The organism is Rappaport israeli, assembly GCF_001888055.1.
Classification (GTDB): Bacteria; Pseudomonadota; Gammaproteobacteria; order Cardiobacteriales; family Cardiobacteriaceae; genus Rappaport; species Rappaport israeli.
The window spans coordinates 112,705-127,503 of record NZ_LXHZ01000022.1 but is presented as its reverse complement, the minus strand read 5'-3'; the positions used below and the strand labels follow the sequence as shown (position 1 = coordinate 127,503).

Here is a 14,799-nt window from a genome sequence, read left to right as displayed (position 1 = left end):
ATTCATCAAATCATCATCTCAAATCACATGACATCGGAGGATGTTGGGTTGATACAGGAGCTGGTAGTTTATCGGCGCAAAGATTATATTCAGAAGCGCAAGAATGCTCTTTGGTATAAATTTTTATTTGTTTTTTTTCTAGCCTGCGCTTTTTTAGTCACCTTCACGTATCCAGCAAACCGTGATATGCATTATGACGCCGAATCTAAAAACGTGATGGAAACAGAATATCAGTCAGGCGAGGAATTATCACCTGATGACAAAAAACATATATCTAAAGTTAAAAACAGACTATTTTTATACTATGCGTTAACGCCAATGTTGGTGCTTTTTTCAATGATGTATATAGGATTTGCGCTATGGTGGCATGGTGATTTAGCAGATAAAGAGGAAGCTAACGCTCGTGTTAAATTTCCTGATGTTATTGATAAAACTTAGATAATATATTGGCCGAGCTGCTCGGCGATGGCGCGGTTATTATCGCGCCAATCCACGGATGACCAGTCGAATTTAGGTTTGCCCGTACCCGGCCATTAGTCTGCGTCTGTCGTCAATCTGCTCCGATTTGTCATAGACGCCAGCGTCGTCGCGTGGTCTGTGGTCCAATTGCCGCTCAATTAACTTATCAGACCATAATCCGCTGTCATTAGCGCGCGTGCTGAATACTTTAAGGGCTAATCTCATTATTTTTGCATTTCTTCGCATCGTATCGATGTTGTTAAGCCTTTTTCGTTGAGCGTGTGGGTGATTTCGGCGGCAAACCAGTGTATTTGGTCAATTTGTGGCTTGTAACCACGGGTGATGATGGGCAGCTCTGCGATAAGCTCGGGGCGACCGATGGCGAGGTTGATGGTGAGCTTGCGCGAGCGCGTTTGGATGCGTTTAAATTTGCCTGCGGCGGCTTCGCGCGCCTCTTTTTCGCTGTTGTATGTTTGTTTTAAGTGGCGACAGTAACCATCACTGCCAACCGTGACTTTTTTGCGTCGACCTTTTTTTTTGTCTTGATAATAAGCAATGACGCCCGTGACGCGTTCGTCGCGGTCTGCATCGCTGTACTCGTGCGTGTCGCCTGCGCTGCGCTCGATAGTGACTACGGGCAGTGCCTGGCCGTTGGCGGTTTTACCACTGGCGCGCGGGATAAAAACAAGGCGCCCGTCTTTGACGGTGCCGACCGCGTCATGCTCGACAGCTAAGCGTGAGATGAGATTAGCATCGGACTCGTTGGTTTGGTCTAAATGCTCAATAGTTATTGATGCTAAATCACCGTTTATAGCGGACTCAAGTGTATTGCGCGCAGCGACTGATCCAATGATGGCGCCAAGGGTGGTGGCGTGATAGCTGATCTCGCGCTCCTCAAGCAAGGACCGGCGGAAATCTGCGCTACTCGCACGGATAGTCAAGACGTCTGGTGGCCCGTGGTGGCTAACCTCGTCAACGACAAATGTGCCGATATAGCGCGAGTGCCAGTTATAGCCAAATGTCACGCCCACAACCACGCCTTTGCTTGGGATTTCGACGCTGCCGTCGGCGTCGTCAATATCAAGTGTGAGTTGGTCGGCCTCCATGCCATCTTTGTCGACGACTTGCATATTGAGCAAGCGGTTGCGTAGCTCGATGGGGTTACCATTGATTGTCAGCTGGTAAGTAGCGTCATTAAAATAGCCTCGTGAGCAGTGGTAATAGTGGGGCGAGCAACCCAAATTGCTCATTGCCAGCGTAGCGCTTGAGCGTTAAGGTAAACTCTATTTTTTGTGCGGTGCCATCGGCGAGTAAATATGACCTGCCCTCGCGCAATTGCTCAATAATATAGTAACCATAAATATCGCCATTGCCGCCCATCAATAAGTAAGGCTCGCCACGATCGCCCATGCGCCGTAGCATATCTAAATTAACGGGTCCGCCGCTTATCTCGGGCATTAATACACCGCTTAAGCTTATCGTGTCCTCGCCGCGCCCAGTGTATTGATAGACGATATCTGCGCCGGTGCGGTTATTGCTTGGCCATCGCCAGCTTGTGTCGCGCTCGATACGGTCAAATGGGGCGGTATCAACGCTAAACACAAATAAACCATAAATCATTAACATAGTGGTTCCTAATCGTATAATCTGGTGCGTGAGCGTCGGGCGCGCTCGCGCATTTCGGTCAGCGCTTGCCCGTTCTGCGCCAGTGCGGCGCGGTGCTTGCGCATTGCCTCAACGTCTTTTAAATGCTGGTTTAACGCACCTAATTTACCTCGCGCCTGATCAAATTTGCGGGTTAGTTTGTCGCTAGCTTGGCGGATATTTGCAAATTGCCTGCTCATGCGGTCAAACGCGCGCAGTTGTACATTAATATTGAGATCTGACATTAACTATTATCCATTTTATGGCGTTGGCGTGCGATATACCACCAGCTCACAAGCTCATCTAGGGTCATATTGTCCATTTCGCTTGGCGGCCAACCGCCGCCAAACACAATATTGATATCTGCCCAGGCTTGCATTACGTCTGCGGGATATCCTCCTGCGTGTCGCTCGGCTTTCCCGCAAACCATTCCGCGACTGCTGTCATGGTTTGCATTAAGTCGGCGAGGCTCATGTCTGCGACCTGCGCCTTGGTCAAGGTAGGGGTGGTGATGCGCGGCAGTAGCTCAATATAAGCGGCACTGTCCATCTGCATAACGTCAAATAGCTTGATGTTGCGTAGCTCGCCCGCTTTGGGCTCGCGCAGTTCAAATTCGCTGATGGTTTTATTGCCTGATTTGAGTGGCGTGTTTAGGGTGATGGTTTTGTTCATAATTGGCTCCTTTTGTTAATTACATGCGCAGGTGTTCGCGGCGCTTCTCTAGCAGATCAACGCCATTGACAACTAAAATATTGTTGGCGTTGTCGATGTCGATTAGCGTCTCACCGTCTAGGCGATAGGTGAGCGTTGTCACTGCGACGCCGTATTTCGCGGTTTGGATTTCACCTGGCTGGTATTGACCTGGGTCAATTTCGCGAAGGCGTCCGAGGCAAACCACTTCGATGGCGTTGCCATTGCAATCTGGATTGTCGCTCTCCGCGCTGGCGTTGATCCTAAAGCGCACGGCGGTCGCGCTACACGCACCCCATAGGCGCAGTAATTCAGCCGATTGCTCGTCGAGCTCAAACTCCATCTCCATTTTCTCGCCGCCGAGATCGACCTCGACGGGGCCGTGCATACCGCCTGCACGGTACTCTTCAAATTTGCGCGCGAGCTTTGGCCATTGGATAGACTTAATGCGACCAGCGTAGCCGTGGCCGTCGACCGATAAAATCGCGTCTTTAATGAGTTTGGGTAACATAATCGCTCCTTAAAAATGGGTGCCAGCTTCAATTCGGCGGGCAAAGTCGACTAGATAAACGTCGGTGATTTTTTGGATAAATTCGAGCTGTTCGAGCGGCGGCACTGGCGTGTAGTCGTAACTGATAGTCAATTTGCCGTCGCGTAGCGTCTCTTTGGGATTGAGTGATGAGTCAAACCACGCTTGTCCGCCGAGCAAGTATCCGCGCGCGGTGAGCTCGCGCAACTTGGCGTTGACGCCTGCAATGATATCGCTGGCAAGGCCTGGGCTAAGCGGTTTATCAATTGCCCAGTTATGCGCCTCCTCCATAGTATCGGCGATGACTTGCGCGGTGCGAACATAACTCTCAAATGCAAAGGCGGGGTCATCACTAGCGCTACGGTTGCCCCAGTAGCGATAGCCGTCGCTATGCACCAGCGCGGTGACGTTTTTGCTGTTGAGATAGTTGGCATCATTGCTTGGATCGCTGATGTTAAACGTGATGTCGCGGTCAATCCCCATGACGCCTGACACAGCAACGTTTGACAACGTCTTATGCCAGCCAATGTCATTATCGAGTTTTGCGCGCAATCCCAGAGCTGTGGCGACGCTGTCAATATTGCTTACCGCTGACTGCGTTTCGTCCCAACCCTGCCAGTCGCCATATATCAACATCAATTCGCGGTCGGCAAAGTTTTGCTCGTATGTCGCCGCACTCTCTTTGCTATCACCGACGGCGTGCGCATAAGCAAACGCACGCAATTTTTTAGCAATGCTGACCATCTCGGTGGTGACGGCTTGTGAGTCCAGCCCTGGGGCGCCGAGTATGCGCGGGGTGACGCGCAGTTTGCTTTGTGCTGTGAGCAGGGCTTTGAGGCCAGTGTACTTGCCGTCTGTATATGCGCCGATGACGTTAGCGTCTTGCGCGTCGGTGTCTGTATCCTCGCTAACGCGTACGACGACGGTCATCGCATTGGCTTGTCGATAAATCGCATTGAGGGCTTTGGCAAGGGTGCCAGATTGCCCAGCTTTGCCGATAGCGGTAGCCAAGTCTGTGAGTAGCACTGGCTCATTGAGTGGATATAGCGATGCGTCGGCGTCGTCTGCGGTCGCGATTAAGCCGATGATACTGGTGGCAATGGTGCGGATTGGGCGCGCGCCGTCGGTTTGCTCGATGACGCGGACGCCGTGTAAATAATCAGGCATGTTTGGCTCCTGTGGTTAAGTGTTTGTGCAGGCTTGCAGGCGAGTAGCGGCGCGAGTTGGGCAAGTTGATTAGCCACGCGCACAACTCTGAGCAAAACCATTTTTTAGGGTTGTGATGGATAACTGGCAATAGGAATGAAAACGGACCAGCGTAGTCATAGCCAGCTTTTTGCGTGCGCGCAAAGCGTTCGCGGATCTTTGCCGCGTCAGCATCGACTTTGACGAGATCCCAGCGGTAATTTGGTAAGTACATCCATTTGTCACGTACGCCCTTATCTCTTATCGACGAGCTATAACAATGGTAGACACCTTTGCGCGTGGTATCGGGTATTGCGACTTCGCAGTGCGAGTAGGGCGAGCGGGTAATGACGCGGATCAGAAAGTCCATCATATGCGCTAGTTTGACCTTGATTGGATCGTTTTTACGTGCTTTGCCTTTATAAAATGCAATATAAATAGTATTTTCGGTATTCATTTTTTTGCCTCTGCCGACTTGCGTCGGCGCTTGGGTTTAACTTCTTCGGGTGGGGTTGGTTTTTTGCAGTCGCGCGACTAGTAACGCCGATTGGCGTTAGCCTGAGCTGTCTATTGCTAATATTTGCGCGGCTCTGCCTTTGCCAATCAGTCCCATTTTTTCTAAAAAATAGATGCCTGTGATGGTTTCTTGATCTGCTAAGTTGATATTAAGTGCAAAATTAAGCTTTTCCCACCAGCCTGCGAGCTGGGGATTTTGCGACCGTGCTTGTGCTAATGCGTGATATTCCTCGTCGCTAAATCTGCGCACGAACGCGAGCTTGGTGATTTTGCTCGGTTTGATATAGTCTTGCTCAAGCACATCCCACGTAAAAGCACTGATTTTCTCGGCCTCGGTGAGCGTCATTAAATCTGCCTCAGCTCGCGCGCTCGCCTGTCTAATTGCCTCGCGCTCGGCATAGACCTCAGCAATTGTCTCACCCTCTGCACCAATTAAATCGCGCTCTTTGGCGCGCTCGATGCGCCAAGCTAGTGCCTCGATGCGTTCGCGAGCCTCGGTTTTGATAACCTCAACGCGCTCGGCTTTGAGGGCGTCTAGGCTCAGCGGCTCAATAGGCTCTCCTTCTGGCACTAAGCGCAGGTCTCCGCCAGGGTCAAACTCATCCGCTGACCAGCCGACAATCTCGTTTTTGTTATTAATAATGTGATAACTCATAAATCCTCCTATTGTGGCGCCCATAGCTCGATATATAAGCGACCGTAATGAGCTGTAGCGTTAAATTGCGCGCCATTAAAGCTCACCCCGTCTAAATTATTTGTTATAGAGTTAGTATCATCGCCAAGGTGTCTATTATTAACTGCTACAATAGCCCCATTTGGGTGTCGCATGGTCGTGTTCGCAGGATACCTGCTACTGTGGCCACCAAGTACAGCAAAAACCAGCCCTGCTGGTGCCCTAACTACGCCACTTGCGGCATCTACTTGGTAATTTGCCTTTGTCTTATATGTTTTTTTACGTGTCCAAGTCGCTTTAACAGTATTAAAAATTTGCGTTTTGTATGCTTGTAGCCTTGAGTTATGCGCTATCAATTTGTTACGAGCGGCCGCGGTATTAATAATAGATGCAAGTGCCTCGCCTGACCCAGCAACAGCTTGCATTGCTGTATCAGACGCAATAACTGCTTGCATCGCTGTATCAGATGCGGCAACTGCTTGCATTGCTGTATCAGACGCAATAACTGCTTGCATCGCTGTATCAGATGCGGCAACTGCTTGCATTGCTGTATCAGATGCGGCAACAGCTTGCATTGCTGTATCAGATGCGGCAACTGCTTGCATTGCTGTCGCGGACGCGGCGACGGCTTGCATTGCTGTCGCGGATGATGATACCCAAGTCATAATTTGCTCAGATTTAGCAATGACCGTCATGCCAACGCTGTGCTGAGGCCAGATGCGCCATAAATCCCGCGCCTCTTGCCAAATCGTGTAGGCGTCTGTATGCGTGACAATGGCTGTTGTCATGACCTCGCTGTCGGCTATCTCGCTGAGACCAATATCCGGGTCATTGATGCAAACAGTTAATATGTCGAGGCGTGTAAGTAGCCATTGTGCGATGGTTGGATTATTAATAGCAGTCCTATAAAAATCTCGGTTATCCACAAACCAAACGTGGCGATTGGTTTGCGCCAGCAAATTCATAAACTGTTGATGTGCATAAGGTATGGGCGACTTAAATTGATTGCTAAAATGCTGTAATACGCTAAACATGACGTCTTCTTGCGCGATTTCTTCGCGCGTAAATCGCCGCTCAATCTCTGCTTGCAAGGCGGCGGGGAAGGTCACCAACGCATCTGGTGCAGCACGATAGAGCAAACACAGCTCGATGAGTCTGTCGGTGCTGACGGTTGCGAGATCAACGCTCAATGCGGCGGCGGCGGCAGCGGATTGTAACGTGTTCATTTTTATAACCCCGCCAATGCTAAAATATAGGTTTTGCGTTGCTTTTTGGCAATAGTGTCGCTAAATGTTTCGAGGGCTTGCTCGCGCTCTTGTGCCGCCTCTGTCAACGCATCGGTTAACGTTTGTTGTGCGCTGTGTAATGCCTCATCAATGCCACCAATCGCTGTGCGGATACGCTCGACGTCCTCACTCAATAAATTTTGTTGATTGGGTAAAGGTAAGTTGTTATGTGGGGTGCGCTCGTCAATCATAATGCCTCCTAAGTTGTGATCATGCGTAGCTGGCGCGCTCGCGGACGGGCGTGTATTGTCCCAGTCAGTGTGATGCGACAACGCACGCTGTCGCCGCCAGTAATGGTTCGTTTGTACTCATTACGCACCCAGCCATCGCCAATGGGCTCGCCGTTTGTGGGGGTGCAGGTCTGGTAGTTGCCGTCAATCTCAATCTCTACTTTGACACTACTACCCGACGGCGTGTTGCTCTCTAATGTAACGATGGCCTCGCCACTGCCTGCAACGACGCTCCTACTGATATAAGTGGCGGTCTCTTGCAAATTGCCGAGCGCGATTAATACGCCTGGGTAAAGCAGTGGCGATCGTTTGCGACTACCTGTCAGCGTAACTTTTGTCTTGATGTCGTCGTCGGTGCGTGCATCTAATCTGGCTGTTTGGTTATCTTGTAAGCGGTAGCTATTGTCATCGGCGTCGGTTAAGGTAAAGATGACGTCTGTCTCTGCGCCTGTCCGCTCAACGTCCGCCATTAAATATGCGTCAGACGCATTAGTCGTACTTACCGTGTTGAGCTCTAATGTGTGCGTGCTTGTGCTAAATTCGGCGGCGTAAATCCTAAATGCGAGGTCGGCGTTATTGTGTGGTGTCCATGTACTTGCGTTTGACGATGAGAGCAACACGCCAACCGTGTAGCCTTGCTCTGTGACGTAGCGCTGGGCGCGCGCATCGTATTGCCCCACCTCGCGATGGCCAAGCTGTGGGCGTTGTCGTCGGTCAAAACGACGATGGCAAACTCTTGTAGCGCGTCTAGATACAAAGGCGTGACAAAATCAATAATGGTTTCCGAGCCAGCGCTGGCAATGTCGCTGGCATCAATGCGCTTTTCGGCGAGTACGATGCCCGTTGGGACGCCGTTGCTAACCTCTCTTATTTGTATCGTGACAGGCTGCGCGCCAATATCCTCAAACCAAAGCCCGACCGCCGCGATATGTCGTCCCTCATTTAGCAGGGTAAACGTCTGTGCTAATGGGTCGTAGCGCTGGATAACGCGCACGCGACGACGCTCCTCAATGGTGATTTCGCCTCGTCCGGTAAATTGTGCAAGGCCTCTGCTGCCTCGGTTGCCGATAAATTCAACGCGTTTTGTGCCTGCAGGTATGTCGCTTGGCAGGGTAAATTGTCCGCGTACGATACCGCTGTGATCTGCTGTAATCATAATGCCTCCTTAATTATGAGGTGGGTTCGACAGCGAGCTCGATGCCGTCAAATATGACTTTTGGCAGTGGCTCGTCGGGCTTAAATCCCTCAATCCTAAATTTAATGGTGATTGGGCGTAGGTATTCGGCGGTTTTTGTGCCGGTTGTGCGCCGCTCGATATGCTCGCTAATGCGTGTGCGTGCACCACTGCCAAAAACGCGTGTCACGTCTGCATGATTAACAGTATTGGTTTTGGTCCACACGTCTACCGGTGGCATAAGCTCAACCGTGGCAGGGATTGGGTCAAATGCCGCGTAAGGATTGATTTTGAGTCTGCCTGTGCGCGCTGTTTGCTCGATGAGTAATACCTTTTGATATGGTAGCGTTACGGGCGCGCGATGCTCGTCGAGCAATTTAACGTCAGCGGCGATGGGTAACATTAGCTCGCCATCAACAATGCTAGCGCTTTGCGATTGCCCGAGATCGCGCATATTGTCGTTTAAAAATGGGTCGACAAATACGCCGCGAGTCGCACTTGGCGCTGTCGCAATGGCGTCGGATTTAAGACGCTCAATCGCGACCAAATCATATAGATCAAATATGTCGTGGCGCATGTCCTGCAATGTGCCCATACTTACCGCGGTAATAGCGGTATTAATGACTTTAGTTGGTCTATCGGTAAACCATGTGTGCCATAACTGCGCGAGCTCAAGTTGCCCCGATGAGGCTGGTATTGCTTTTGGGTTAAAGCGTCTGGGCATGCCTTTTATACGCGTAATCGTGCCCTCGCGGTCAATCGTGACGGTGTCAACGCGCGGTAAGCGCCATTGGTAATCAATTAAAATTAACGAGCCGTCAACTGCGCCCTCGACGCTAAATCCGCGCTCGTCTGCATCAATTGGCTCAACTTGAGTGATGTATTTATAGGTGACGCTATAAGTGCTACCGGGGGCAGGCTCATCGCCACTTGGTGACCAGTCGAGCATGCCGCTGCTAAATACCCAATCAGTTGTTTTTTGGTAGCTTGTGCCACTTTGCTCGACACTGACAATCTCGATGACAGATGCATCTGGCAATGCATCGGCAACGCCAGAGTAACTGCCGTGCAAGATGGATTCAGTTTTTTGCTTGGTGATGTCAATTTTGCGGATCTCATGTATTGGGGCACGGTCAACATTGACGCGCATTTTGCCATTGCCGGCATCGCTAAATTGATGAGGCTCGGATAGCACGGTTTGCAAATCGGGGTCGAGAGGGAAACGTAGGCGCAGTGATGTCGGTAGCTCAATCTCATAGCCAAACACATGCGCCTTGCCCTCGCGCAAGGAATACGTTTCGTCGTTGTCATCGTGACTGTTATAGATGACGTCAAGACCATTGATTACGTAGTGCCCACCGTTGTTGTCGCGATCATAGCGGGCTAATGCGTTGTTAAATCCGCTCATATCTGGCGGTGCAGATTTGATTTTAAGCACCGCGTTTTCCACGTCATAAACGCGGTAAAAGTTGCCAGTATGGTTGTCAGTTGAGAGACCCCATTCGGCGCTGATACGCAGGCGCGCGGCGCCTGGCTCATCATAATTGCGCGTGCCCTCTGCCGGATCGCGTAACCCTGGGTCGTCAAGCTCGGTAATGACGCTCTCAGTCAGCCACACGCCGATTTGCACACTGCCATCTGTTGGGATGGTAAATTGACGCTCAGGCACGTCGCGTACCCGTCCGCGCAGGTAAATCTCTGATGTCGCGCAGGTGGTCGCCCCCGTGTCTTGGTCGATGACGATTGCGCCGCCAGATTGGATACTGCCGTCGACCATAAATTGGTCGGCAATGCGCTTGATTTGTTGCTCGCGTATCGCTTGCAGCTCGTTGAGCTCCGCTGATTGTAGTCCGAGTCCAGCTCTAAAGAGTAGGGTCTCGTCTTGGTTGTCTGCGGTGTGGCGGTTGTAGTAATTGGCTAAATTTATGTTACTCATGTCATCCTCTTAAAATGTAATGACAAAATCAAAGGCAATGCGCGCGCCGACGCCACGTTGATTAGCGGTGATGTAGTCGAGTGTGAGCAAAATGCCTGGGGATGTTAAGTCACTGGGCGTTAAATAGGTTTGCCCTGCGGGTAAGTCGTCGCGAGTTTGTGTGTCGATAAATACACCGAGCTCTCTGATGGTTTCGCCGAGACCGTCGTTAAAATCAAACTCAGCACGAACGTGCAAGTTTGGTGTTGGTGTCTCTGAGCGTACAAACCGTGCGCCAAGTGTGACGATATTGCCATCGGCTAAAGGACGGCAGTATTGCGCGAGCGTGATTTTGCGTCTACCGATTTCGTCGGTGAGCGCAGTCGCGGCGCGTGGCTCGCGCGGTTGTGATGTATCCCAGCTTGCATCACCGCGGCCCCATGCTAGATGCAATGTACTATTTTTAACGGCGGTTGCTAGTGCCGCGCGTCCGCTTGTTGTGAGTATAGCCATATTAATGTTGTCCTTTGGTTATCATTATGCGTGTGTTTGTCCAGTCTTGCGCGTTTGTCCACGGCTGGTCTGCCCAAACTTGCCCGTAATAAATTGCTGCTGCTGATGGCGTGCTTGCGCCGGTTATCGCTGTCCATACCTCGTTTGGGCCGGGTAGGTCGTCGAGATAGGGCATGTGTGATTGCCAAGCAGTGATGTGATAGGCATAAGTAATGCTCATCCCCATGATCACGTCTGTTTGCGCTCGCTCAACGCGCGCCGAAAAAAATTGCCTAAATGACAGTTTGGGTATTTGCCCCTGTTGCTCATCTGTAGGCAAACATGGTAGTTGTGCCCGGGTAGGGTACACGCCTGAGTCATCGTCTAAAAATGCATCGTCGAGCGCACTATCGCTGAGCTTTAAAACGCCTCTGTCGTAACCGTGGACCAGTCGCCACAATCTCGAGCGCACAGGTTGGGCTAGGATAGCCAAGTGAGCATAATTGCAAATGTCTACAACGCTAGGCAGTGTGTCGGTAATGAGGTCATACTCGGCAAAATGCTTGTATGGCACATAATTTTGCTGGGCGAGGACGTCGTTACGCTCAGCCGACGGCGTACTTTCAACAATTCGCGCTCGCAAGCCACCCCAGCTGAGCGCCATGTGTAGCGACTCGGGCGTGCCACGTATGCGACTCCAACGCAAACCGTCATCAATCAACTGACGCTTATCTTGTATATAAGGACTGAGCTCGCCGAGGCCATACTCCCAAATCAGCAAATCCAGCCAGCTGTCTGGCGGATCAAATTTACGTCCGCGGATGATGTCGGCATCTTGCGCGACCGTCGCGCCTTGTAGAGTAAATGATAGTTTGCGCTCAAGCTCGGTGCTGTTGGGTGGTAGTAAACTCATCAATACCCTCGCTCGGCAAAGGTTATATTGACGTCGCCGATGGCGGCTGCTTGATCATTGTCGATGACAATATCGTTGCTTGGTGCGTGTAGCACCACGTTTTGCACGCCTTGCGTATGCAAGGTACTAATCAGCCATGAGCGGGTCAGATCTCGACCAAGGCCGAGTTGGGTGCCGACCGCCTCGCGCAACCTCGTCTCAATTTGTGCCACGTCGATTACCGCTGCGTCTGGTAGCAAATAAATAGTGGCAGAGACGTCAACGCGTTGCACACTTGCTGCGCGCACGTCGAGAGTGTCTGTCAGCACGCGGATATCGTCGCGCATGAGATGCGCGCGCACGGTGTCAACCAGCGTTGCGTCTGCTTGTCCATCTTTGGCAATCACAGATACACGCACTAGCCCCGCGCGCGGGCTGTCGATATGGACGTCCGCGACGTCGGGTGAGGCTGATAGGCCGTGATAGCGGTAGTGCGCGGCAGGACCGGCGGTTGATGATGCGCGGATACGCTCAATGATGCGCTCACGCAATGCCGTGTCGCTCTCGCCCTCAAAGCGCTCAACGCCGTAAAATTCGCCGAGGCGCTCGAGGTCTTTGTCGCGTGCAAATGCGAGCAAGTTAGCAAGCGCGGCGTCGTTAATGCGCGCGCGTAATAACATCTCAAGATACGCCGACTCCTCTAGTAATTTTGTGACAGGCTCTGATTCGAGCGCGAGCGTATCGGCCCACGCTTGTCGCTCATCGCTCGGCCACAATGAGATAAAAGCCGTTTTGCGACGGGTCAAAATTGTCTCGTAGTCTAGCGCTTGATAGACGTTGGGCTTGGCTGGATTTGTCATAACATTATTGTCTGCATTTGTCTGTTGCTGTGCTAGTAGATGATATCCGCCCAGGCGCTGTGCGGACGCGTGCATATATCGCGGTAAAAATTGCCAGAGATAGTGGGTGTAACCTCATTTTGTGTCGGCCTCATCTAATGCGTATGGCATTGCGTATATCCTCGCCATCAAGCGTACGTGCTTGATAATTGAGCGTGACTTTGCCGTCGATACTCGCGTCAATCATCGCCCAGGTGATGACAACCCGAGGCTCCCAACGATATGTCGCGTCAACCACGGCGGCAGCCAAACGCAACCGCCCGGCGGGGTTCATCGGGCTATCTATCAAGGCAAATAAGTGGCTACCGTAGTCGCGGCGCTGGATGCGCGTGCCGATTGGCGTGGTAAAAATATCGGTTAGCGATTGGTGAATATGCGCAATCTGAGGCGAGAGCTTGCGTCCATCGTGACGGCTCATGCCGAGCTTAGCTAATGCTCCACGGGGCTCCCCATTAAAATCACGATAGTGATTTTTTTGGGGAACGTGGTTGGGTTGTTGGCTCATTGTGGCACCCCCGTATTTGATCCGCCAGACACAACGCCATTATGTGTATGGGTTGCACCGATGTTGATGCCGTTGTGCGTCAGTGCATCGGATTGCAGGCTGATTGTTTTTGCTTTAATCGTCAGATCGCAGGGCGTGTCAATCGTGATTGTTTTGCGCTTTGCGTCGTAGCGGATTTCCGTGCCGTCCTCAAACTCGATTAGCTCAGTTGTCTGGCGCTCATCGATTGGGATGTCGGGGGCTTTGACGTCATCTGACCAAAGCATGCCCACTACCGAGGCGGTATTGAGATCACCGCTCATACACGCAAGCAGAATTTGTGCTTTTTTACGCAATGGATACCAGTATTTGTAATTGTTGGTGATTTTTGCCGGCATCGGTAGCCAGCCCGTCAAAATATCACCGCGTCGCGCGCGGAATTTACGGTGCTCCCAGTCAATTTTATCAACTGTGGCAATTAATATTGTATTGTGCAAGCGGCGTTTGCTGTCCGTCTGGTCAAAATTCATGGCGCCTCCGAGAGGTGTCGCAGGATGATCTCTTGCACGCCGGCCTTGTCTGCCGCCGTGATGCCTAGTAGTGGTCGCGCGGGATACTCGGCGACACCGTGTTTAAGCTCTTCGCGCAATCCGTAATGATGCGTGCGCGCAATGCGTCCGACGCGATTAAACCAGCCAACCCGTAGCCCATTGGTTGTATGTCTGATTTTTAAATGTTTGTTCTGTTTTAGTTTTTTATACATTTTACCCTTGCCGTCGCCGGTGTCGGGCTTGCGCGGTGCCCAGCGTTGACCGTCTGCCCCTGTTTGCGCTTTGATGCGCTTGCGGTTTTGCTCGCGCAGGTGGTAGCCAATATCGCGTTGTAGGCGCCTGAGCGCAACGGGCGATAAGCGTGCCATCTGTAGTGCGCACCATGTGTCGAGCTCGTCTAGATTATGCTCAAGCATCTTTGGCACCTGTCACGCTAACTATCCCGGCTTGGCGGATAATTGGGTCGGCGGCTTGATTGGCACAGTTGATGATCAACGTGCCGTCGACTAACTCGTTGGGTTTGTAAGTATCGATTAGTCCGTCAATGGTGATGCGGATGTCGACGCTGTCGTGATCGAGTATCTCCGCCTCATAACTGATGCCGTCTGCTTTGTGACCAGGCTGTACGCGGTGATACCACTCGCCGACGATATGCATGAGGATTTCGGGGGCGCGTGCGTAGTTGATGATGACCAAGGTCGCGTTGTACTCAAGCCTAAAATTGCTGTTGCAGTCGGGATCACCAGCGCGCGCGGGATAATGGCGCACTGTGCCCTTATCAGCAAAGGCGCTGATGTTTTCTGGCTCGATGCCAATGCCGGCGTCGAGCAGGGTGTCTCTGAGTTGCTTTAATGTGTGCATATATCTATCCGCTATTTTAATTGACCTATTTATATCTATTTGCTATAATTAACCGCATGAAAAAGATCACTTACACCAAAAAGGCGATGAAAGATTTGGCGAAAATGCCAGCCAATGCGCAAAAAAACGTGCGTGCAAAAATCAATCAGTACGCAACTGACCCCGCGTCGCTCGCCAACAATGTCATCAAGATGACTGGCGAGCCTGGCTATCGCCTGCGGGTGGGCGATTACCGTGTGCGCTTCGATGAATACGACACGGTGATTGATATTTGGCGGGTGCTGCCTCGCGGTCAAGTTTATAAAAAATAAGGAGATTA

The 14,799-nt window shown here is 51.5% G+C and carries 23 protein-coding genes; 2 read left to right on the top strand and 21 right to left on the bottom strand.

The window, feature by feature from the left end; translation table 11 throughout:
• Positions 1-48: 48 nt before the first annotated feature.
• Positions 49-438: a hypothetical protein gene (locus tag A5N84_RS06005; protein ID WP_158008660.1), complete on the top strand. Its 390-nt coding sequence runs from the start codon at positions 49-51 to the stop codon at positions 436-438.
• Between the two features lie 245 nt (positions 439-683).
• On the opposite strand, the gene A5N84_RS06000 is transcribed toward A5N84_RS06005, so the two are convergent.
• From A5N84_RS06000 to A5N84_RS05905, 21 genes are all read right to left on the bottom strand, one after another.
• On the bottom strand, positions 684-1,709 hold the full coding sequence (locus A5N84_RS06000) for a contractile injection system protein, VgrG/Pvc8 family (protein WP_078055605.1): 1,026 nt from the start codon (positions 1,707-1,709) through the stop codon (positions 684-686).
• Positions 1,654-2,079, bottom strand: a complete 426-nt coding sequence (locus tag A5N84_RS05995) for a phage tail protein (protein WP_233119992.1) — start codon at positions 2,077-2,079, stop codon at positions 1,654-1,656. The genes A5N84_RS06000 and A5N84_RS05995 overlap by 56 nt, the downstream gene beginning before the upstream one ends.
• A gap of 14 nt (positions 2,080-2,093) precedes the next feature.
• Positions 2,094-2,348: a hypothetical protein gene (locus A5N84_RS05990; RefSeq protein ID WP_072281641.1), complete on the bottom strand. Its 255-nt coding sequence runs from the start codon at positions 2,346-2,348 to the stop codon at positions 2,094-2,096.
• Positions 2,348-2,482 carry a GpE family phage tail protein gene (locus A5N84_RS09550; RefSeq protein ID WP_143324854.1) on the bottom strand — a complete coding sequence of 45 codons (135 nt, stop codon included), beginning with the start codon at positions 2,480-2,482 and terminating at the stop codon, positions 2,348-2,350. The genes A5N84_RS05990 and A5N84_RS09550 overlap by 1 nt, the downstream gene beginning before the upstream one ends.
• Entirely contained in the window at positions 2,482-2,775 is a 294-nt protein-coding gene (locus A5N84_RS05980; RefSeq protein ID WP_198923826.1) for a phage tail assembly protein, read from the bottom strand. Before A5N84_RS05980 ends, A5N84_RS09550 begins: the two co-directional genes overlap by 1 nt.
• A 19-nt stretch (positions 2,776-2,794) precedes the next feature.
• The gene (locus A5N84_RS05975; RefSeq protein ID WP_072281639.1) at positions 2,795-3,304 is read right to left on the bottom strand and encodes a phage major tail tube protein; all 510 of its coding nucleotides are present in this window, start codon (positions 3,302-3,304) and stop codon (positions 2,795-2,797) included.
• 9 nt (positions 3,305-3,313) lie between these two features.
• On the bottom strand, positions 3,314-4,489 hold the full coding sequence (locus A5N84_RS05970; RefSeq protein ID WP_072281638.1) for a phage tail sheath protein: 1,176 nt from the start codon (positions 4,487-4,489) through the stop codon (positions 3,314-3,316).
• Positions 4,482-4,964 (bottom strand): hypothetical protein, encoded by a 483-nt coding sequence (locus A5N84_RS05965; protein ID WP_072281637.1) that lies wholly within the window; start codon positions 4,962-4,964, stop codon positions 4,482-4,484. The genes A5N84_RS05970 and A5N84_RS05965 overlap by 8 nt, the downstream gene beginning before the upstream one ends.
• A gap of 96 nt (positions 4,965-5,060) precedes the next feature.
• Positions 5,061-5,678, bottom strand: a complete 618-nt coding sequence (locus A5N84_RS10760) for a hypothetical protein (protein ID WP_072281636.1) — start codon at positions 5,676-5,678, stop codon at positions 5,061-5,063.
• A gap of 8 nt (positions 5,679-5,686) precedes the next feature.
• Positions 5,687-6,922 carry a hypothetical protein gene (locus A5N84_RS05955; protein WP_072281635.1) on the bottom strand — a complete coding sequence of 412 codons (1,236 nt, stop codon included), beginning with the start codon at positions 6,920-6,922 and terminating at the stop codon, positions 5,687-5,689.
• A 2-nt stretch (positions 6,923-6,924) separates the two neighbouring features.
• The gene (locus A5N84_RS05950) at positions 6,925-7,173 is read right to left on the bottom strand and encodes a hypothetical protein (protein ID WP_072281634.1); all 249 of its coding nucleotides are present in this window, start codon (positions 7,171-7,173) and stop codon (positions 6,925-6,927) included.
• A gap of 8 nt (positions 7,174-7,181) precedes the next feature.
• Complete coding sequence (locus A5N84_RS11835) at positions 7,182-7,682, bottom strand: hypothetical protein (protein WP_233119991.1); 501 nt, start codon at positions 7,680-7,682, stop codon at positions 7,182-7,184.
• Positions 7,683-7,726: 44 nt separating this feature from the next.
• Positions 7,727-8,368: a hypothetical protein gene (locus A5N84_RS11830; protein WP_233119990.1), complete on the bottom strand. Its 642-nt coding sequence runs from the start codon at positions 8,366-8,368 to the stop codon at positions 7,727-7,729.
• 13 nt (positions 8,369-8,381) lie between these two features.
• Positions 8,382-10,322, bottom strand: coding sequence for a DUF4815 domain-containing protein (locus A5N84_RS05940; protein ID WP_078055603.1), 1,941 nt, complete (start codon positions 10,320-10,322; stop codon positions 8,382-8,384).
• A 9-nt stretch (positions 10,323-10,331) separates the two neighbouring features.
• The gene (locus tag A5N84_RS05935) at positions 10,332-10,814 is read right to left on the bottom strand and encodes a hypothetical protein (RefSeq protein ID WP_072281633.1); all 483 of its coding nucleotides are present in this window, start codon (positions 10,812-10,814) and stop codon (positions 10,332-10,334) included.
• A 1-nt stretch (position 10,815) separates the two neighbouring features.
• Positions 10,816-11,706: a phage tail protein gene (locus A5N84_RS05930; RefSeq protein ID WP_072281632.1), complete on the bottom strand. Its 891-nt coding sequence runs from the start codon at positions 11,704-11,706 to the stop codon at positions 10,816-10,818.
• A complete protein-coding gene (locus A5N84_RS05925; protein WP_158008659.1) occupies positions 11,706-12,491 on the bottom strand; it encodes a baseplate assembly protein in 786 nt (261 codons plus the stop codon). The genes A5N84_RS05930 and A5N84_RS05925 overlap by 1 nt, the downstream gene beginning before the upstream one ends.
• A 184-nt stretch (positions 12,492-12,675) precedes the next feature.
• Positions 12,676-13,089 (bottom strand): GPW/gp25 family protein, encoded by a 414-nt coding sequence (locus A5N84_RS05920; protein WP_078055601.1) that lies wholly within the window; start codon positions 13,087-13,089, stop codon positions 12,676-12,678.
• A complete protein-coding gene (locus tag A5N84_RS05915) occupies positions 13,086-13,598 on the bottom strand; it encodes a phage baseplate assembly protein V (RefSeq protein ID WP_072281631.1) in 513 nt (170 codons plus the stop codon). Before A5N84_RS05915 ends, A5N84_RS05920 begins: the two co-directional genes overlap by 4 nt.
• Positions 13,595-14,035: a phage virion morphogenesis protein gene (locus tag A5N84_RS05910; RefSeq protein WP_072281630.1), complete on the bottom strand. Its 441-nt coding sequence runs from the start codon at positions 14,033-14,035 to the stop codon at positions 13,595-13,597. Before A5N84_RS05910 ends, A5N84_RS05915 begins: the two co-directional genes overlap by 4 nt.
• The gene (locus A5N84_RS05905) at positions 14,028-14,480 is read right to left on the bottom strand and encodes a phage tail protein (RefSeq protein ID WP_072281629.1); all 453 of its coding nucleotides are present in this window, start codon (positions 14,478-14,480) and stop codon (positions 14,028-14,030) included. Before A5N84_RS05905 ends, A5N84_RS05910 begins: the two co-directional genes overlap by 8 nt.
• Before the next feature lie 56 nt (positions 14,481-14,536).
• On the opposite strand from A5N84_RS05905, the gene A5N84_RS05900 reads away from it, so the two are divergent.
• A complete protein-coding gene (locus A5N84_RS05900) occupies positions 14,537-14,791 on the top strand; it encodes a type II toxin-antitoxin system RelE family toxin (RefSeq protein WP_072281628.1) in 255 nt (84 codons plus the stop codon).
• The last annotated feature ends 8 nt before the right edge of the window (positions 14,792-14,799 follow it).